The sequence below is a fragment of the Pseudidiomarina gelatinasegens genome, assembly GCF_004025325.1.
Classification (GTDB): Bacteria; Pseudomonadota; Gammaproteobacteria; order Enterobacterales; family Alteromonadaceae; genus Pseudidiomarina; species Pseudidiomarina gelatinasegens.
Genome location: NZ_RSFE01000001.1, coordinates 358,390 through 378,349 on the forward strand (window position 1 = coordinate 358,390; position 19,960 = coordinate 378,349).

General features: G+C 49.6%; 18 protein-coding genes. All 18 read right to left on the reverse strand.

Going from position 1 to position 19,960, the window contains the following annotated elements; translation table 11 throughout:
• Positions 1–39 precede the first annotated feature (39 nt).
• Positions 40–972: a Wzz/FepE/Etk N-terminal domain-containing protein gene (locus EGC76_RS01710; protein WP_128351282.1), complete on the reverse strand. Its 933-nt coding sequence runs from the start codon at positions 970–972 to the stop codon at positions 40–42.
• A 38-nt stretch (positions 973–1,010) separates the two neighbouring features.
• Entirely contained in the window at positions 1,011–3,734 is a 2,724-nt protein-coding gene (locus EGC76_RS01715) for an SLBB domain-containing protein (protein WP_246013865.1), read from the reverse strand.
• A gap of 705 nt (positions 3,735–4,439) precedes the next feature.
• Complete coding sequence (gene pgi, locus EGC76_RS01720) at positions 4,440–5,936, reverse strand: glucose-6-phosphate isomerase (RefSeq protein WP_128351283.1); 1,497 nt, start codon at positions 5,934–5,936, stop codon at positions 4,440–4,442.
• 50 nt (positions 5,937–5,986) lie between these two features.
• The gene (locus EGC76_RS01725) at positions 5,987–7,153 is read right to left on the reverse strand and encodes a nucleotide sugar dehydrogenase (protein ID WP_128351284.1); all 1,167 of its coding nucleotides are present in this window, start codon (positions 7,151–7,153) and stop codon (positions 5,987–5,989) included.
• Positions 7,154–7,183: 30 nt separating this feature from the next.
• Entirely contained in the window at positions 7,184–10,258 is a 3,075-nt protein-coding gene (locus EGC76_RS01730; protein WP_128351285.1) for a YjbH domain-containing protein, read from the reverse strand.
• On the reverse strand, positions 10,255–10,968 hold the full coding sequence (locus EGC76_RS01735; RefSeq protein WP_128351286.1) for a YjbF family lipoprotein: 714 nt from the start codon (positions 10,966–10,968) through the stop codon (positions 10,255–10,257). The genes EGC76_RS01730 and EGC76_RS01735 overlap by 4 nt, the downstream gene beginning before the upstream one ends.
• A gap of 137 nt (positions 10,969–11,105) precedes the next feature.
• Positions 11,106–11,384: a hypothetical protein gene (locus EGC76_RS01740; protein WP_128351287.1), complete on the reverse strand. Its 279-nt coding sequence runs from the start codon at positions 11,382–11,384 to the stop codon at positions 11,106–11,108.
• A gap of 116 nt (positions 11,385–11,500) precedes the next feature.
• Positions 11,501–12,112, reverse strand: a complete 612-nt coding sequence (locus tag EGC76_RS01745) for a porin family protein (protein WP_128351288.1) — start codon at positions 12,110–12,112, stop codon at positions 11,501–11,503.
• A gap of 102 nt (positions 12,113–12,214) precedes the next feature.
• Positions 12,215–13,033 (reverse strand): mechanosensitive ion channel domain-containing protein, encoded by an 819-nt coding sequence (locus tag EGC76_RS01750; RefSeq protein ID WP_128351289.1) that lies wholly within the window; start codon positions 13,031–13,033, stop codon positions 12,215–12,217.
• A gap of 12 nt (positions 13,034–13,045) precedes the next feature.
• Complete coding sequence (locus EGC76_RS01755; protein WP_128351290.1) at positions 13,046–13,807, reverse strand: type II secretion system protein N; 762 nt, start codon at positions 13,805–13,807, stop codon at positions 13,046–13,048.
• Entirely contained in the window at positions 13,804–14,334 is a 531-nt protein-coding gene (gene gspM / locus EGC76_RS01760; RefSeq protein ID WP_128351291.1) for a type II secretion system protein GspM, read from the reverse strand. The genes EGC76_RS01755 and gspM overlap by 4 nt, the downstream gene beginning before the upstream one ends.
• Complete coding sequence (gspL, locus tag EGC76_RS01765; protein ID WP_128351292.1) at positions 14,334–15,539, reverse strand: type II secretion system protein GspL; 1,206 nt, start codon at positions 15,537–15,539, stop codon at positions 14,334–14,336. The genes gspM and gspL overlap by 1 nt, the downstream gene beginning before the upstream one ends.
• A gap of 3 nt (positions 15,540–15,542) precedes the next feature.
• A complete protein-coding gene (gene gspK / locus EGC76_RS01770; RefSeq protein WP_128351293.1) occupies positions 15,543–16,703 on the reverse strand; it encodes a type II secretion system minor pseudopilin GspK in 1,161 nt (386 codons plus the stop codon).
• Complete coding sequence (gene gspJ, locus EGC76_RS01775) at positions 16,696–17,304, reverse strand: type II secretion system minor pseudopilin GspJ (RefSeq protein ID WP_128351294.1); 609 nt, start codon at positions 17,302–17,304, stop codon at positions 16,696–16,698. Before gspJ ends, gspK begins: the two co-directional genes overlap by 8 nt.
• Positions 17,297–17,692, reverse strand: coding sequence for a type II secretion system minor pseudopilin GspI (gene gspI, locus EGC76_RS01780; RefSeq protein WP_246013873.1), 396 nt, complete (start codon positions 17,690–17,692; stop codon positions 17,297–17,299). The genes gspJ and gspI overlap by 8 nt, the downstream gene beginning before the upstream one ends.
• Positions 17,692–18,276 carry a GspH/FimT family pseudopilin gene (locus EGC76_RS01785; protein ID WP_128351296.1) on the reverse strand — a complete coding sequence of 195 codons (585 nt, stop codon included), beginning with the start codon at positions 18,274–18,276 and terminating at the stop codon, positions 17,692–17,694. The genes gspI and EGC76_RS01785 overlap by 1 nt, the downstream gene beginning before the upstream one ends.
• Positions 18,277–18,279: 3 nt before the next feature.
• Positions 18,280–18,696 (reverse strand): type II secretion system major pseudopilin GspG, encoded by a 417-nt coding sequence (gene gspG, locus EGC76_RS01790; protein ID WP_128351297.1) that lies wholly within the window; start codon positions 18,694–18,696, stop codon positions 18,280–18,282.
• An 11-nt stretch (positions 18,697–18,707) separates the two neighbouring features.
• Positions 18,708–19,958, reverse strand: coding sequence for a type II secretion system inner membrane protein GspF (gspF, locus tag EGC76_RS01795; protein WP_128351298.1), 1,251 nt, complete (start codon positions 19,956–19,958; stop codon positions 18,708–18,710).
• Positions 19,959–19,960: the final 2 nt, after the last annotated feature.

A 19,960-nucleotide genomic window follows, 5' to 3' on the forward strand; every position in this document is an offset into this window, starting at 1 on the left:
AAGGACTTTTTTATACGCTTTGGATATCTAATCGAATGTCTAGGAGTTACGTGGATAGTAGCGAATTAATACATAAGCCATCGAAAGGAAAGAACCTAAAATTCCGCCTAATATAACAATGAGGAACCTTGAAGGTTTGTGCTTTTCTTCGGGAATGATTGCGGGGTCTAATACCTGAAACATATACTCAGACCTAATATTGGCGAGCATTAATGTTTGTAATTGACTTTCTATTAGATCATACAACCCTTGTTGTATTGTACTTAAAGATGTCGATTCAAGCTGTTCTTCCAAATATTTAAGGCTAGACTCTGCGTCTTTTATATCTCTTTCACGCATAGTTTCATTGATCGTATAAATTAAAGAATCAACTGTATTCTTCGCAAAAATTGGAGATTCGTGTTGCACAGCTATTCTTATAAAGCCGGTTTCACTTTCCTGTCTAATAATTAAATTACTTTCTTTAAACTCAGTTACGTATTCCCAGCTTGAAGGTTTAAGATTTTTCGGTGGTTTTACATCTCTCACCCACTTTTTCTCGTTGGGGTCGTAAATTTCGTCATCAAAAATCAAATTTTCAGAAGGGCTCCATTTCTCCACAGCCATAATCTCAGGAATGATATCTTGAGTCTCGATGTATTCTCTAAGAAAATTATGGGATTCTAGGAGTTGCAATGCAATCTTTGTTTTATCTGCGTTCCCACCGGATCCTAAATCTATACCAGCAAGGCTAGCTAAGCCTCCTAGCTGTCCAATCATTTTTGTTATATTACTATTGCTCGATTCATCATGCGGCGCGACAATCGCTTCAGCTTTATATATATTGGGTAGAAATAACGAATATGCGATAGATATGATCACAAACGCCCCAGTGATTACTACAATAAGCTTCTTGCCTAACCATAAAGTTGACGCAACTTTTCTTAAATCGATTGCTCCATCAGTATTAATATCGCGCTTGATGTTAGTCATTTATCACACTCTTTAATAATATTCGATTTTGATTAGAGTTAAATTGCAGCCAATGCGGCGAGCGCAACACCGATCTGATACACAATTTGCGTCGCTTGTGACCAAACCGTTAAACCGTCTTTATATTGTGTATCTAATGGCACCACAATGGTATCGCCAGGCTCTAAACGTTTATCATTTCCTAAACCGAACCAACCGCCATTTCCCAGCATTTCGATACTACCGTTTGATTTAACGATGAAAATTCGCTCTTCGTCCGCTTTCTTACGAATACCCCCTGCGCGACGAATGTAATCATGCGCATTTAAGCTTCCGTCGTATACATAGGAGCTAGCCATTTGAACTTCTCCGATAATATTCACCGTATTGCGACGATTCGGTATCACTAACCGGTCACCATCTTTAAGTTCAATGTCGTCTGAAACGTCGCCGGAAATTATTTGTGGCAAATCAATAATGAGTCGCCCTACCGGCTCGACATTCATCAAATCCGTTAACAACTGGCGAATTTCGTTGTAGCTGCGCGTATTATTTTCAGAGCCAGTAATCGCATTAGTGGCAATCTCTTGTTGTAACTGCTGCGCCAGCACTCTCATGCGCTCTTTTTCTAGAGTTTTAAGCTCTTCGCGGGTGAAAATAGCTCCCTGTGGGAAGGCATAATCGGTAAATCCACCAGCCCGTTCAACCAATGCTGACAAGGTTTCACCACGGCGAACAGTATAGGTGCCAGGAAAACGTACTTCGCCTTTTAACGTTACTTCAACCGTGTTTTGCCATTCCGGAATTTGGAATACGTGTAGGCTATCACGACCTTTAAGCTGCACGTGTTCGCGACCGGCTAAGCTTTCGCGTAAATTTACGGTCACATAGTCGGTTTGTGTTTGCCCATCAACAATTGACGAGCGGGTCACTTCTGCGCGGTCTAGGTACGCCGACTCTTTGAAGCCACCTGCAGCAGAGATCAAATCCATTTCGCTGGCGTTACGCGCTAACGGGTAAATTCCTGGATAACGTACCTCACCGGTAACGCTCACTATTGGTAGTTCGCGATCGTAACTGAACTGGTTACGTAGTTTTGCTAATATCGGCTCAAGCAAATTATTGCGAGAATACAGCGCATACTCTTCTATCTCGTCACCTTCATCTGTGTCACTGCTTGAAAATAACCCTTGCAGCTTCGATGCAACTTCTGATTCACCAAAGGTACCCTCTTCTTCGTCTTTTTCCTCAACACCTGCTAATTCACGATAGTACTTCTTGCGGTATTCACGCAACAGCTCTTGCCGCTCTTTGCGCTCTTTCTCGCTTTCGTTCAATATCCAATCGCTTAATAGCAGCTTCTCGTCGGAAGCATTTTCGTACCGCGAGAAAATAACAACCTGATCACGTGGCAAGAGTTCTATATTATCTTGCGTTTGTCCCGAAACCGCGGCGGCTACATCAAACTGATAAATATCAATATCACGGCGCAAATTACGTTCACGCACTACTATGCCGTAGCCCAAGTCGGCGATGCCCAACAACCCACTGCTTACGTTTTTAATAATATTATTTATGCGAATTCCTTCGCGCCATTCATAATAGCCTGGGCGCGCCACCGCGCCGACCAGCATGATGCTTTGGTTCATTTCATCTGAAACCGCACTAATTTCCACTTCATCACCATTACGCAATTGAATGGCGTTTGCCGCATCTAAATCAACGGTTTGGGTAATACGCTTACTGCCATCAATACGTTTAATCCGAATGGAATCGGTATATGCACCAGCTTTGGTACCGCCGGCAAGCTGAATCACTTCCTTTAAACTACGTTCATTTCTCAACTCATAAATGGCAGGGCGTAACACTTCACCATACACGCGCACCATGTCACCGCGCGGTGGAATAAAGACAATATCCCCCTGCTGCAACAAACGGTCGCCGGAGGGGTCGCCTTTAATCAAGAAATCGTACAAATCAAGTGTAGTTAGGGTGTTACCATCGCGCTTTAATTGAATATTTCGTAGCGAAGCGATATCCGATACCCCACCACTCACAATCAACGCCTGCATTATGGTGGTGAGCGAGCTGACCGTGTAAGTACCTGGCTGATAAGCTTCACCCATCACATAAATTTGGATACTACGCAGCTTCCCCATCGAAACCGCTGCTTGCATGCCGATCATTCGGTTCGCGACTTCGTTTTTTATCAAAGCTTGAACATCGCTAAAGCTTAAACCGGCTACCTGAATAGGGCCCAACTCAGGAATTGTAATACGCCCTTGGCGGTCAACAGTAAATTCGTAATCTTGACTTTCTTTGCCATAGAGTTGAATGCTTACTGTGTCGCCCGAACCCACGGTATAATTCGACGGCACTGGCGCATGACTAACGGGTGCAAACGTTGTTGGTTTACCGGCAAAAAGTTTATAACCAAACGGCTGCAAACTTTTATCACTCACATCGAACTGCTTTTCGAGATCGTCTGGGGTGGTTTGTTCCCGCTGCTGATTATTCTTGTCCCGCGCTTCCATAATTTCTGGATATTCTTGACCGGCCGTGTCTGAGGCTTTATTACTTGCGCCTCCTTCCAGCATACTCAAGTCAAAACCGTACTGGCGCGCCAGCATTTCTTGTTGACTGCGCGGTAGCTTTTTAAATTGCTCAATCTGTGCTTGGCTTATGGCTTGTGCATTAGCCGTCGACAGCGGGTTTATTGCCGCCGCAAACAAGAGTGACGCAGCCATGGCTGTGATGAGAAGTTGTTTGATAATGCCTTGCATTATCTGCTCCTTATGATGCTTAATATAGCTTGCCGTTGTTAATATTATGTTCCAGACACGCTACCGCCCATAGTTTACGGTAAACTAAAGCCCGATGTGCTCCGCGAATACTGAAATATTAAGGTTTAAATAGACAATAAATACATGTGTAGTTATTGTAATTTTGTAAATAATACTATCACGCCTGGTTAGTTGTGAATACCGCCAATACCCTCTTATACAAGCGTCTGCTTCTTATTTAGCCAGTACATTTTGAGCGCCGACTTTCCATGTTGATGTTCGTTAACTCTGCTCAATCTGGGTATAGTTAACGCTTGCACAAACCTGCTGATTTAACCTGTCTAAAAAACAAAGCAACGGCTTGCGCCATGTAATTTAAATCACTTTCGCCAAGAAGAAGCCGTTAAATGGGCCATCATTTAATATGACGCTATCACCTGGCTTCTGGCGCTGACTTTACTGTTATCATCTGTTGCGTATTTAATTGTTGCATTTCAACGATAAACTAGTCATTCACTTCGGTAAGTTTATGACCAAATCGTAGTAAGTGAAGTACACCTAAAGTATTTTTAATTTTATGTATGTTTTCTAATCCCTCGGGTAACTGTACAACCAGATAACCGAGAAACAAAATGCCTCTTCACTAACACCCCGCTTGTCTCGGCGTAGATTGCTCCTACCGTGAAGGCTGCAACTGCTGACCGATCACATGCGTTTAATTATATTATTAGTGCTGGGATCAAACACCATGCTGCGGTTTCCATCAATAACATCAAGAATATCGACTGCGCACTTTTTGCCTTTTTCAACACCTGGCTGGTCAAAGCTATTGATTCCCCAAATAACTCCCTGCGTAAACACTTTGTGTTCATAAGCAGCAATTAGTGCGCCAAAGCTTTGTGGGGTTAGCTCATCGACATACAACAAGTTGGTTGGATGACCTCCTATATAGGCGTTGCGAGGGTCGCCCGAACTTTGAGCACCTTCCCACATAAGTTTTCTATGGGCTAAGCAATTACTCACAGATAAACGTTGTTGTTCGCGCAATGCGCGTTGCACATCGCTGCTAAAATTCGGCGCTTGTCTGTGTAATACCGCAATGAAGTCTGCAGTAAAGTGATCCCAGCCTTGGTGCAGATGCTGGAAAAATGCATGTTGACCATTTGGCCCGTAGCCCCCCCAAATAATAGGCCCTGTCGGCGCGTTTAGCGGCTGATTATCATGCGTAGCTTGTTTGCCATTACTTTCCATATCAAGTTGTTGCATATAACTTGGGAGATAACGCAAACGGCCATCATAGGGCAAAATAGCTAGGTTATTTATACCACGCACTTCGCGGTTATAAATCCCAATAAGGGCCAATAACATAGGAATATTTTCAAGAAATGGAGCCTTGGAAAAATGGTCATCCATGGCCTTCGCACCTTCTAACATTTTACTGAATTGGTTTGCTCCAATGGTTAACGCTATCGGTAAACCAATAGCCGACCACAAACTATAGCGCCCGCCAACCGAATCAGCGAAGCTCAATTGTTGCGCTGGTGGAATCCCAAAATCAGTCATGCCCTGACTGTTGGCGCTCACACCAATCACATGCCGTTCTAGCCATTGGTGTTCAGTTAATTTTGGTTCTAACCAAGCTTTTACGGTGTTGACATTGGCGAGCGTATCAATTGTGCCAAAGCTTTTACTCGCGATAATAAATACCGTGGTTTCGGGGTTCAGAATCGGGAGCACGGCATAAAGCTGCCCCCCGTCCATTGAGCTCACAAAATGTGTGTGCAGCGTGTGCAGGCTGTTATCGTCGGCAAATTCTTTCAAGGCGAATGAGCCCATCATGGGGCCAAGGTCACTGCCACCAACGCCAATATTTACCACATCAGTAATGACTTTACCTGTAGTACCGAGCCACTGACCACTGCGTAACTCTCGCACAATCTCAGTGAACCGGTTTTTTCCATTACCAGCTTTCACCACGTTGTGAATACTTCGGTTCAAACAGTGGCTTACTTTTCGACCTTCGGTTTTGTTGTCAAACTCACCTGCAAGAAGTTCTTTACGTAGCAGCTCAAAATTTTCGGGAAGCCTGCGCTCCGCAAGCTCGTTTAGTTGCTTTTGGGTTAAACCTTGAAAACTAAAATCAAGGTTTAAAAGGTCCGTCTCTATGCAATAGAAATTATTTGCTGGAGAATTATTTACCATTGCACCAACTCCATCATAAATATGTCCAAATACCAATTTTTAAAAGGGCATTAATCAGAACCAAACAAGTCACGTGTATAAACGCGGTCCGCTACATCATGAAGATCGACTGTTAATCTATTTGATACGATTAAACAACATGCTTCTTTGAATTCATTTAAATCCTTTATAACTCTCGAGTGAAAAAATGTTTCTTCTTTCAATACTGGCTCATACACCACTACCTCAATCCCTTTGGCTTTCAGGCGTTTCATAATGCCTTGAACGGCCGAGGCACGGAAGTTGTCCGAACCTTGTTTCATCACTAGGCGGTATATACCCACCACCTTCGGATTGCGACGCAGTATGTCTTCGGCAATAAAGTCTTTGCGCGTGCGGTTGGCATCCACCACGGCACGAATCATATTCTGCGGTACTTCGTCGTAATTCGCCAGTAACTGTTTGGTGTCTTTGGGCAGGCAGTAGCCGCCATAGCCAAAGCTGGGGTTATTATAGTGGTTGCCTATGCGTGGGTCTAAGCACACGCCTTCAATAACCTGACGACTGTCTAAGCCATGCACTGCGGAATAGGTATCCAGCTCATTAAAGTAAGCCACGCGCATGGCCAAGAAGGTATTGGCGAACAATTTAATAGCCTCGGCTTCGGTTGCGTCAGTAAAGAGTACATTAACGTCTTTTTTGATGGCGCCTTGCTGCAGCATTTGCGCGAAGGTTTCAGCGCGTGGTGAGCGTTCACCCACAATAATGCGCGACGGGTATAGGTTGTCGTACAGCGCTTTACCTTCGCGCAGGAATTCCGGTGAGAATATAATATTGTCAGTTTTGAATTTAGCTTTTAATTCGTTGGTGTAGCCCACTGGAATGGTCGATTTAATCACCATCACGGCCTGTGGATTATGCGCCAACACGGTTTCAATTACGGCTTCAACTGAACTGGTATTGAAGTAGTTATTCTTGGCGTCGTAATCGGTTGGCGTGGCAATAATCACCCACTCCGCGCTTGCGTAAGCTTGCGGATCAGTGGTTGCCGTCAGGTTTAAGCGTTTATTGGCTAGAAAGTCCGCGATTTCCTTATCTTCAATTGGGCTTCGTTTGCCGTTTACGGCATCCACGCGGCTTTGCTGAATGTCTACAGCGGTCACTTCGTGGTGCTGCGCTAGCAACACCGCGTTCGATAACCCGACATATCCGGTTCCGGCTATTACGACTTTAGCCATGCTTAAATTCCCTCTTTAGTCGACATTCTCTTAATCCACATAGTACGGACTACGCTTATCCGTCGCGCCGAACAAGCTAAATTCGCGGCCTAGCATTTGGCCGCCATCACGCGTTAGCGGGCTCCAGCCGATACTGCCTCGGCCTGCACTGTGACGCAATTGAATTAGATCAAACGGAATACTGATATAAAAGCCTTTGGTGAAGCTTCCTTCGCCGTATTCTTCTGACGACACATTAGTCTTCGCGGCATAAGCACCGGCGATAATGCCACTTTCGAATTTATGTTCAAACGCCACTTGCACACCACGGTCGCCGGCCAGAAACTGGCCCGCCGCCACGGTTAACAAGGTGTTCGGGAAGAAGTTCGGACGCCAATAGCCGGTTACGTGTCCGGTTATTACGTCATAATCACGGAAGCCAAAATGATTTTCCCAGTCGCGCTGACGGGCATAGTTCACGTCTACGCCAACGGCCCAATTGCTGTCGAGTTCACGATACAATAACTCGCCACCAAAGCCGCCAAACATTTCTTCTTGGTAACCCACGTAACCGAAGGCAAACAGGTCTTTGCTCAGCTGTTCTTGATGGCCAATAATCAGGTTGCGCAAGTAGATGTCGGAGCTGGTCACGTATTCACGCACATAGGTACGCACCCGCGGCAGCGGACCTTCTTCTCTACCACCAAGGTAGTTAAACTTGTCGTAGTTATCGAGAATACGTCCGCTAACAGTGGTATACGCAAAGGTATTCTTGCTTAAGGCGTAATGGGCGCGCACGTCTAGCCCTACCTGGTACATATAAAATGCCTCGGGCCCGCCAAAGCTTTGATTTATATAAGGCTTGACGCTCATGGTCGGTAATTTAGCAAATTTAAATTCGCTGCCATATAGGGTTTCACCCGGGGCGTCGGTGACTTCGCTGCGGCTATAGGCTTGCTGCGTGGTCGCGTTAATGGTGCGACGCGCTATCGCATCTTTGAAAATTTCGGCATCAATGTTGTCCTGTGCCAATTCGGTGTTACCTGACACGGTCACGAACTGGTAGGTTTCAATGCTTTCTGGAGTTTCCGAGGCCAACACACGGCCTAAGCGCTCAAGCGCTATTTCGCTGTCACGGTAACGGTTTTGGCCACCGTATAAAGTTAAGGTTTTGTCTTCTTCGTTTAACGCAATTTCGCTAACCCAAGTGCTGGCTTCTTGACTGATGGCACTGCGCAGCTGATTCATTTGTTCTTGCTGCTTGAGCTCTTCAATGCTGGCAACCTTGGTTGGTTGGGGTTCGCGCGGTGGTGTGTCCAGCTTTGGCTGCGTCATTTGATCAAAATTGGTGCGAATGGTGAAACCGAACATGAAGGTGTTGCCACGCTCGTAGCTGAACTTCAGGCTCATATTACGGCCAAGATCATACTCAAGCCCGTAGTTCCAACGTGAGTCTTGCGGCATGGGAACGGTTGAAGGCTCACGAATGTAGTTGTTGCTGTCGTATTCTACTTTTACGGTCAGTGGGTCCCACGGTGTTTGATATTCCAGACCACCGAACCAAGCAGCCCGGCCTTTAAACCATTTATCGACTTCAAATGTGCCACCTCGGCCTGAAAAACCGCCTTCACGACGGCAAAACTCATCGGCGAGTTCACAAAACGGGTTGTTGATGTTGCCGTTCTTGCCTAAATAACCCCAACCGATACCGGCAGTGAAGTCAAAGTTACCGAAGCGCTTGCTCGCGGCGACATATTCACCGGCAAACAAACCGGTACCGGCTAAATCGCGGATACCCACACTGGTTTCAGGTACCCAGCGCGACTCTTCAGTCAGACGGAATTTGAAATCTACGCCACGATCTTTATAGGTTTGATCGCCCGAAAAGCTCTCATATGGGCTGTAGCGACGGGTGCGAATGTCGTTATAGCGCAGCGTGGCTTCTAGCCATGGAAACACCTGCAGGTTAATGGCCCAGCGGCGGTATTCCTCGGAATCAAAATAGGTGAATGCGAATTCGCCCACATCGGCATGACGGCCACTTGGCATTTGCAATAAGCCCCAGCTACCGAAGTCATTGGTGCTTGGCTGTTGGCGTTTATGCAATTCACCCAGCCATAACATGGGCGGTTCCTGTTTATCTTTTATGTATTGACTCAAGGTGGTGAAATGCTCCTGCTGGCTTATTTGCGGCTGCATGGGGCTCCAGTAGCGCGCCAGCTCAATCATTTGCTCGTTGATATGTTTGTAGCGGCTTGGCAGCTTGCTGGTATCAAACAGGGCAACAACTTTTGCACCGGCAGAAAATTCTTGCTGGTAGGCATTGTGTGGGTCAATGTACAGGGTTTGTACGTCACCGGCGGCGGTGATTTGCACCACTTTTTCTTGCAGCGTAATGGCTTCAAAGCGCTGCTTGAGTTTTTCGGCAACGGCGGTTTCACGCGCGGTGAAATCCGGATGATAGGTCATTGCAAACGGCACCCACACGGCACCAATAATTTGCAGGTGCTCAAACTGGTGCTGCTTGATGCTCGGTAGCAGCAATTGATAGCGGTCGGCAGTGAGCGCTGGGTTAGCATTTAGAAACAAGCGCGCTTCGTCGTAGCTGCTGGTTAGTGCGCTCTTTTTGTTGATATCAACGCCAAAGGTGATGCTCTTCGGGCCTTCCTCAACGTGGCCACGCCCGATAGGCTCGGCGCCAATAAGCGGCCAATTCGCCACTTGCACGGCGACACGGCCAGCAAGCTGCGCGTAATTGTGTTCGTCATTGTCGCGAAAATGCGCTTGCAGCTGATACAGTTGCTGAGTGAGTTCGCGCTGCTGCTGCATGATTTGGTTTTGCATGTTAGCACTAACGAGCCGCACGCCGGGCCAAAATATTTCGGTTTGACTGATTTGTGCTTGTTCATACACTTGGTGCAGGCGCGGGGTGCCTAAAAACTCAAGTTGCTTCTTTTGCGCGGGGCCTTCAATTTTGATGGCGACTTTTTGTTGCTGGCTTGGTTGTTGCTGGCTTGGCTCTTGGGCTGACTCTTGTGCATTGGCACTAGCGCTGGTGGCGAGCACGGCGGCAATCACGAGCGTGCTCAGCGTGTTTGCGGCCTTGATAAAACGGCGTTGGTTCATTCGTTCACTGCCTTCAAGTCATTCGCGTAGGGTTTCACTTCTTCAATTTCAACATAGCCGGTGCTTGGCGCCACAAATTGACGTGACTTCACGGTGCGCCCGGTGTTTTGTTCAAGATAGAAGGTGTTAGTGAACAGCTCGCTGGTTTCTTCAATTTTGTATACGGTGAGCTCGGTGGTGTCTGGATGGGTCCACTGCTCGGTGCCAAGCACGGCAAATTCGCTGCTGTAGGTTAGCACTGAATCTTTTAAGTTTTTCTCGGTGGCGCTGGTTATCCACACTTTACGCTGCCATGTGGTTGGGCACTGGCTGGGTTCTTGTAGGTTGCGCTTCAGGCAGGCAAGCGGATCAGCGTTTAGGTTATCGGTGTGTGCGATGGCGCCACTGATGTTCACACTACCAATAAAACGGCCATGCCGGGTGTGGATGATTTCGTCGCCTCCGGTACGCCACTTGAGTACGTTGTCGTCATCAAAAGCCAGCGCCATGAGTGCGCGTGGACGATCGTCTACACGAATATATTGGGCGGCATACGGATAATCTTTAATTTCTTGCACGCTCAGGCTTACGTCATCCGGCGTTTCGAACGCACGTTGGGCAATTTCTACGTAGTTTTTTACACGCACACTGCATCCGCTAGCGGTGGTGACTAGTAAAGCGATAATGGCTGCTTGTTTGAGCATTTGGGATGGCTTGCGCTGGGTTGTCATGCTTCCGCTTCGTTGTTGTTTTCGTTATTTTTGTATGCTGGTTGTGTGCCACGAATAGTAGCATATTTGTTGCCTGTTCAAAATAAAAAAGCCGCGGGATTGCTCCCACGGCTTTGGCATCTCTAGCTAGCTCTAACTTAGTTAGTGCCAGTAGTGGTGCTGGTTTGCGTACCAGTACCTGGGCCTGGACCCGGACCTGGACCTGGAGGCGTTGGCTCTACGAAGTCGTCGTCGTCGTCAGTTGCAACAACTAATACTGCCGCAGCAGCTACACCAGCAGCTACCATAGCACCAGTAGTATACGCTGCACCTGAACCAGATGCGCTGCTACCACCAGCAGAACCAGCGTCTTGTGCAATAGCGGCTGGCGCAAGCGCCATCACTGCTGCAGCAAATAATGCTGTTAATGTTTTCATAATATACCTCTTCCATACTTTGATTGGCCAATCACCCCACATCTATGTGGGTGATCATTTGTAAATTTAACAGCTTGTTATAAGGCTGTAAAGGTGATTTTTGTAAGCTAATTTGTTTAAAAGTGGAAGCTACCAGTTAAAGCCATATAACTGTTATCACTGTCAATTAACGTGTAACCAGCGCCCAAGCTGAACTCTTGGGTGATAAAGTAACGACCGGCAACAGTCCACTCTTGATCGCTGCCATCGTAAATGTCGACGTGGCGCACGTTCGCGTCCACTTCAATGTCGTTGGTTAAACGCGAACGTAAGCCAATCTGTGCGTTCCAACCGGTATCGTCTTCGCTGTAGTTACCAAAACCTGACGAGCGCACTTCGGCGTCGTTATACACCAGGCCGCCGGCCACGTAGCCTACGGTGTTGCCCATGTTGTAGAACTTATAGCCGATGTTGCCGTACAGGCTGGCAGATTCCGCATCTACCGAAAAACCGCCTGCATTGTAATCGTCGCTGGCATAGATGTACTCAGCGCTGAAGAACCACTCCGGGTTGATGGACATATTCAAGTGCGCGCCTGCGCCGTTGAGGGTTTCTCCATCAAGATCATAGCTAATGTAGCTAACACCAAGCTTATCGAAGCTTGGAGCCTGTTGCGCATTCGCGGCGGTGGTACCCATTGCAGTAGCCATTACTGCGGCGATGGCAGAAATTTTAAATATTGTTTTCATTCTTGTAGTCCTTCTGTGGAGTTCCTATCCACAGTATAGACCTATAAGTGGGGTGCAGTCCTAGGACTGCACCCTCTTTTGCTCTTTATTTACGTGCGGTGTCTAATCTTGCTTGTGTAAATGCACATCCATTTGTGGATATGGAATACCAATTTCGTTTTTGTCTAATGCGATTTTAATTTCGCGCATCAGATCCCAGTACACGGGCCAATAGTCGGTGCTGTTCACCCAGGGGCGTACTATGAAATCTACCGATGAGCTGTTTAATGCATGCACTTGAATATTCCAGGCAGGGTCTTTTAACAGACGGCTTTCGGCTTTCAACACGTTTTCCAGCACTTCTTTGGTTTTGTGCAGGTCTGCGTCATACGACACACCAATCAGCAAATCGACGCGGCGCGTGTCTTCGCGGTTGTAGTTGGTGATGGGCTGGCTGGTAATTTGCGCGTTTGGCACAAACACCACTTTGTTGTCAGGCGTTTTCAGGATGGTTTGGAATATATTCACTTCTTCCACGGTTCCTGACACACCGCCTGCGTCGACGTATTCACCGGCGCGGAATGGGCGGAACAGGATAATTAATACGCCTGAGGCCATGTTCGACAGTGAGCCCTGCAGCGACAAGCCAATAGCTAAGCCGGCTGCACCCAAGATGGCGATAAACGAGGTGGTTTCAACCCCCACTTGCGACAATGCCATGAGCACCGCGGCGATGAAAATCACTGAGCGCACGATGGCGCCAAGGAAACTGATCACGGCTTTATCGGTGCCGCGTTTTTCCATGCCTTTGCCCATTATTCGAGCAACTGAATTCGCAACTATTTTACCCACAATCAAGATGATGATTGCGACAATGAATTTTACGGTGTAGCTGAGAATCAACTCTTGGTTCTCGCTAATCCATGTCATGACCTGTTCCATGTGTACTCCTTTTTACCATTTAAAATTATAGCGGCCTTGGGCGTCTGGCTTGCCGAGAAACACTAACAAATCTGTGATGGGTTTCGGTGTTTGCAAGGTTGGCTGCATACTGCCTGTTAGGCTTACTTGCGGCGAATCGATGCGCCCATTCACTTGTGCGTTTAAGCGTAGCCCAACCAAATTATTATCGTCAACTTTCACGGCAATACCGTTTTGCTCGTTGCAGCTGAGCGTCGAAACGTAATCGCCCAGCGCATGCCATTGCTGGTTGATGCGCATTTCTGTGGTGCGCGCATTAAAGCGTGCATCCAGGCTATCACAGATTTTTCCGCTTTGATAATCAGACAGTTGATAATCAGCGACTGCCAATTCCCAATTGCCGGCCATGGTGATGGGTACGGGTAATTTGAGCTGTTGGATCGCCGGTTGCATCGCGCCTTGCAAGTTCGCGGTAATCGTCGCTTTTGATGCACTGGCGTTGATGGTCGCGCTGCCGTGGATGTAATTTGTCGACGGAATTTGCAGTGCGATATCGGCTTGCCCTAAGAATAACTGCCAAGGGCTTAAGCGCCAGCTGACATCCTGCAAGTTTAACGTTCCACCGGTTGGCAATTCGGCACTCATGGATGTCTTACCATGCCATAGCGTGCCCTGCGTTGAGGTGGGGTGCAGTCCCGGGACTGCACCCCACTTAATAACGGCGGCGGGAGTGAGCGCGACCAGCGCAACAAGATAAAGTGGAATCAACCACAGTAACCAACGCCACGACATCATTCGCTCACCTGCAGTCGGCGCACGCGCACCATACCTGGTTCGCCGCCTTCAGTGGCGTCGAGGTGCTCAATGGTGAGGCCCGCTTCGGTTTGTAGACTTTCGATAAATTGCAGCAAGGTATTAAAGCCAACTTGGTCGATGACCACCAACAGGCTGTCGGACTGCGGCTGCATGCGCGTTACTTCAATTTTTGCGGCGCTTGCCAAGGTTGTCACCCGCTCGCTGACGCTGCCACCCATGCTTGAGGTGGGGGTGCGGAGCTGGGACTGCACCCCACTTCCGCTTTGCGCGAGGTAGCGGCCGGTATTTTCACGCACCCATTGCAGCAGTTCTTGCTGGGCATTGATTTTGGTTTCACGCTCGGCGATACCGTCGGTAACTGGCTTCCACAGCAGGAAGTACGCCAGCGTGATGACCAGCAATACGGCGGCAGTGCTCACCAACACCTTTTCGCGTTGGTTCATTTGATTCACGCGTGCTTCAAGCCCGGGCACACGGTGGATAAGTTGTTGCAGCAAATTGGCCATTATACGTCCTTCTTCACGGTCAAAGCGCCGCTAACGGCTCCCGACTGGTTATTCACAGGGCCCTGCTCAACAGTCACCTGCCCGCCTTCGTTCGCCACTTTGCGGAAATTCTCTAAGCTACCGAAACTATTGGCTTTTACTTGCATACGTAAGGTTTCATTTTCGAAGCGCAGCATCTCAAGGCGTACATCGCGGTTCGCTTTAAACGCCGGTTCCAGATGGGCCAACAACTCCAGTGGCGACGCGGTGACACCCTCAACGCCAAGGCTTTCAAGGTGACGGTTCAACTGCGAGCGCACGTTAACAATGCGCTTTTCATTCGGGAAGGTATCGCGGTAGGTTTGCTCAATGGCTTGTTCAAGCTGCGCGCTTTGCTCCCCTAACTGCACATATTCAACTACCTGCGAGCTGTAACCGACAGCCAATAACACCGCAGCAGCTATCGCAGCCGGTTTGTAAGCGCCCACATTAGATGCGCCCTTGCGCTTCTTACGCTGTACCCGATACTGATGCTGCCGTAGGTTAATCATTTCTGGCTGGGATTTGCGCGCGTTGTAAGTGGTTGCCACGATGCTCAGCGGCACCTCAATGTCCATCTGCTCAACGGCCTGCAGTTGCATGCCTTCAGCCATAACCGGCAACAGCGCGATGTCCGTGCTAAAGCCACTGTATTGGCCGGTGCGGATGATGACGGTTTCGCCGAGCGTGAGCGAGGTGGGGTGCAGTCCCTGCTCCGGAGCAGGGACTGCACCCCCCTCCTGCGGAGCCGGAACCATGAAGATATCCGGATACATTTCATCGCACTCGATGTCAGCGGCATCCAGCGCTTGCAGCCACTTGGTCATGGCTTCGTGCGCGACCACGGCAACGTGCAGCGATAAACCTGTGCCGCTCTTTTTCACCGGCGGCCAGGCAAAATGCAATTCACTGATGTCTTGCGCCAACTCGTCTTCCAGCGCATTGGGGATTACTTGCGACAACATGCGCATCGCGCTATTGGGCAACTCAACGGCAGTGATCAGCACGTCGGTGCCCGGCGCGAAACAAATCACCTCACGGCTGCGCGCATGATCGCTCAATTGGCTTAGCTCGGACAAATCGTTGAGCGTGCCGCTGGCAATAAGTTCTTCTTGCACCGGGCTCCAAATCAGCCAGTGCAGCGGCTCATGCGGTTGCGAGCTCAAACGAATGAATAATTGTTCCATGATTTAAGGTTCTCCTGCACCGCGATACAGCACCTTTGCTGTTTCGCTGGTGATTAAAAACTGGCTTTCGGCAGCCATCACAAGGTCGCCGTAACCAATTTTTGCGTTCAACTGGAAGTATTTACTTTTCACGTCCAAATCGTCAAGCACGCCACCAATGGTTTCCGCACTCACGCCGTTTGGCTTTACGCCACCGCCGAGATTCGGTCGTGGCCCACGCGTCGCAGCGTCGTTAAGTGCACCATTATTGCGTGCATCGTCCATGCTTTCATAGCCCTCGGCGCGGCGGCTACTTAAAAAATTACTGGCGTCGTCCATCGACATCGCGCCAAGCGTTACCGCGTGCAATAGCTCCGGCTGATCATCGTCCACCGTATTGAGGTTTATTTGCAAGGTGTTGTCCCGCGGAATAACACACACGTACGGCTTAATCCGTTGATATATCTTCGCGCTCACACCCCGAATAAGGCGCAATTCGCTGACGTGAATCAGCCAGTTATTGGCCGCGCTGTATGGGAACTGCAAACTTTGATAATCAACCGACTCAGCGCCATAACTGCCGTCAATGGTGTCGTCGTCATCCAACCAATCCGCGAGCGCATCGACAATCACATCGGCCGCGTACGGCTCCAGTGAATCATTGCTTGCAAGCATTAGCATGCGCAGCTGAGCCTTGCGCCGCTCCCGTATCAGGTGGGGTGCAGTCCCTGCTCCGGAGCTGGGACTGCCCCCCTCCTCTGCATCTGCGTCGGCATCAGTGCCAGCGTTGCTGCCAGTGTTGCTGCTGCCCGATTCGTCGCGGTCGTCGACGCGCAATGAGTTCAAATTAAAGCAGCTGTGCAAATCTTTGATTTTGCCTTGAATGGCGCCACCATCAACCGGATAGAGGTTGCCACTCTCACTTTGCTGGTACCACATTTGTTGTTGGTGCGCGACGTTGTCGCTTTCGCTGAGTTCGGTTCGTAATAGCTCGGTGACGATTTCTTCGGCGCTCAGCCAGTACCAATAAGCCTGCTCGGCTTGCTGCAAATTACCGGTGCGCAGCACGCTGGTTTGTAAGCGCCCACTTAGCGTTACTGCCATTACCGACACTAAAGCCACAACCAGCAATACCATTAGCAGCGCGACGCCGCGCTGTTTAGTACGGGCAGCACAGTTATTCATAGCTGCCCCCGTTAATCAAAAACACACGCGTGATGCGCCCCCAGCGTTGGGTATCGAGCGTTATCTCGATGCCAGGCGGTAATGAGGTGGGGGTCAGTGCCTGCTCCGGAGCTGGGACTGCACGCCCCTCTTTATCAGCGCCGGCGCGCAAAAACTCAACCTCAAACCCATCCACATCTTCCAGCACAACGCGGCTAAAGGGCTCACTGGATTCGCTCACATCCACAAAGGTAAAATGCTCACGCACCAGGTTGCCGTCGCGCAAAATGTAAGCCACCGGCTGCAATTCGCTGCGTGGGAATAAACCTTGTGGATTAAACCAGCCCGAGCGCACAAAGCCTAACCGGCCTTCTTCGGCAAAAATGTACAACCCTGTGGGGTTATCGCGCGGCACAATTTGGCGAATGTCTTGCTCTAAAATAAGCATGGCGTACTGCAACTTTTGCAGCTGATCAATGGCTTTTTCGCTTTGCTCGCTGGTGCGCATAATGGCGTTAATCACGGCCGCTGAGGCCAGCCCGATAACGGCCATGATCACCACGGTAACCAGCACTTCAACCAGGGTAAAGCCTCGCGCTTCGCGCCGCACAAACTTACTCATCGGTGCCGCCCCCGTCCGTGCTTGGCCCAAGGTAACGGCTTAGCGTGACCATCGAGCCAGAATCAGAGCTGTCACTAACGGGCGCTTGCTCATAAACCCGCACGGTTACGTAGAACACGTCGTTGGTTTGGGTTTCTAATACTTCGCTGCGCCAGTGCCATTCTTTGTCACCGACAATTTCAGTGCCTTTGGCGTTATTTTTCGGTGGATAATTCAGGCTGATCCGCGCTAACGCGTTCGATGCCGCGTATTGCGCCAAGGATTTGTCCTGCATGTAGTTCAGGTTATGCAAATGCTGGCTGGTTGAGGCCACCGCCGCCAAAGCTGCCAAGGCAAAAATGCCGAGCGCAAACATCACTTCGACTAAGGTAAAGCCACGCGCGCGCATCACAATGGCTCTCGCTGTAATGAAATTTCAATGCCGTCGGTGCTGGTAATTGTCCAGCTTGCGCCGCCCGCGCCATCGGCAAATAAACCGGTGTCGCTCAGCGTTAATTCAAACGGTGGCAGATCGCCGCTACCAAAAATAAATAATTGGGGTGTGGGCTCGCTCTTCGTTTGTGAGTCATCGGCATCACGTTCGTCGTCTTCAATATCAAACACCGCATTAATGTCGGTGTCGTCTTGCTCAAGTAACTCTAAGTCAGCCGCCTGCACGTCCAGCAACACGGTTTCATCCAGCTCGGTGCGGCGCAGGCCACGATGGTTTACGGTTTGCCAACGGCCGTCGGTGAATTGCAAAAAGCGGTAGCTGTTGCCTTGATCGATGCGCAAACCCAGCACGGCATTACGCACCAAGGCATATTCACGGGCATATTTAATGCGTTCATAGAGTACGCGGGCGTCTTCTTCAAGGTTGTCATCGCGGTTATCGGGCACCACAAAACTGACGGTGACTGCCAGCATGGCAATCACCGCTATGGTGACCATTACTTCAACAAGGGTGAAGCCTTTGGATACACCGCGATTCACAAATTACTCGATATTCCAGTTGCCGATATCGTCGTCGGTGCCGGTTTGCCCATCAGGGCCCGCTGAAAAAATATCGACGTCGCCGTATTCACCTGGGCTAAGCAGCAAATATTCGTTGCCCCACGGGTCGGCCGGCAAGCGCTGAATGTAGCCGCCACGACGGTAATTGCGTGGGCGCGGGTCAACATTTGGCTCTTGGATTAAGGCTTCAAGGCCCTGCTCAGTGGTTGGAAACACGCTGTTGTCCAAACGATACTGCGCTAAGGCATTTTCCAAGGCGATGATATCGGTACGCGCTTTCTGGCGGTTCGCTTGGTCGGCTGAACCCAGCACGTTTGGCAGAATCAATGATGCCAACAAGCCCAAGATGGCGATAACCACCATCACTTCGATTAAGCTAAATCCGGTTTGCTTTTTCATAAAGTTCCTCGTTACAAGCCAACGCTCTGGTTGAGTGCGAGTATTGGCTGAATGATGGCCAATACAATGAGTAAGACAACGCCAGCCATGACAACGATCAGGGCCGGCTCAAATATTTTCAGCGCCACGTTCATGGTGGTTTCGAAGTCGCGGTCTTGGTTATCGGCGGCGCGCCCAAGCAACTGCTCCAACTCGCCCGATTTTTCACCCGCGGCAATCATGTGCAGCATCATTGGCGGGAATAATTTGGTCTGCGCTAACGCCGCACGTAAGGACGAACCTTCACGTACACGGTCGGCAGCTGCTTCCACGGCAATTTGCATGGCGCGATTGGTTAATACCCGGCCGGTAATGCGCAATCCCTCAAGTAATGGCACCGCTGACGCCGCCAAAATACTTAAAGTGCGTGCGAAACGCGCGGTATTGACGCCTTTAATCACGCGCCCAAATAAAGGCACTTTGAGCACCCAGGCATCGAATTTATCGCGCCATTCGGGTTTGCGTAATAACTGCGACCCGATAATCAAGGTCAGGAAAATTGCGACCAAGGCATAAATGCCATAATTTTGTAGGAACTCACTTACAGCCAGCAAGAAGGTGGTGGTTGGCGGCAAGGTTTGATCCAGCCCGCTGAATTGCTCAACAATCTGCGGCACCACGCTAACCAGCAGGAAAATAATCACGCCAATGGCCACCAACGTGAGAATGGTTGGATACACCAAGGCCTGCACCAGCTGGCCTTTAAGTCGGTTGCGCTGCTCGGTGTAATCGGCCAAGCGATTTAGCACTTCGTCCAGATGACCGGATTTCTCGCCCGCTGACACCATCGCGGTAAATAATTTATCAAACACGTGCGGATACTCGGCCATGGCTTCGGCCAATGAATAGCCTTCAACCACCTTGGAGCGCACGGCCATGATGAGCTTTTGCAGACGCGGCTTATCGGTTTGCTCCGAAACCGCAAACAAGGCCTGTTCAATCGGCAACGCCGCGCTCACCAAGGTTGCCAACTGGCGCGTGATCAAGGCTAAGTCGGAGGCACTGACACCGCGCGTTTGCAGCCGTTTGAGGAGGGGTGCAGTCCCAGCTCCGGAGCCGGCTCCGACCCCCGAACCTCGGGTTTCCTCCGCCAGCTCAACATGCACCGGAATCAAGCCTTGCTCACGCAACTGCGCCCGCACCTGACGTTCGGTGTCGGCTTCAATCACGCCTTTGCTTTTGCGGCCGCTGGCGTTTAGCGCTTGAAATGCATAGGCTGCCACGG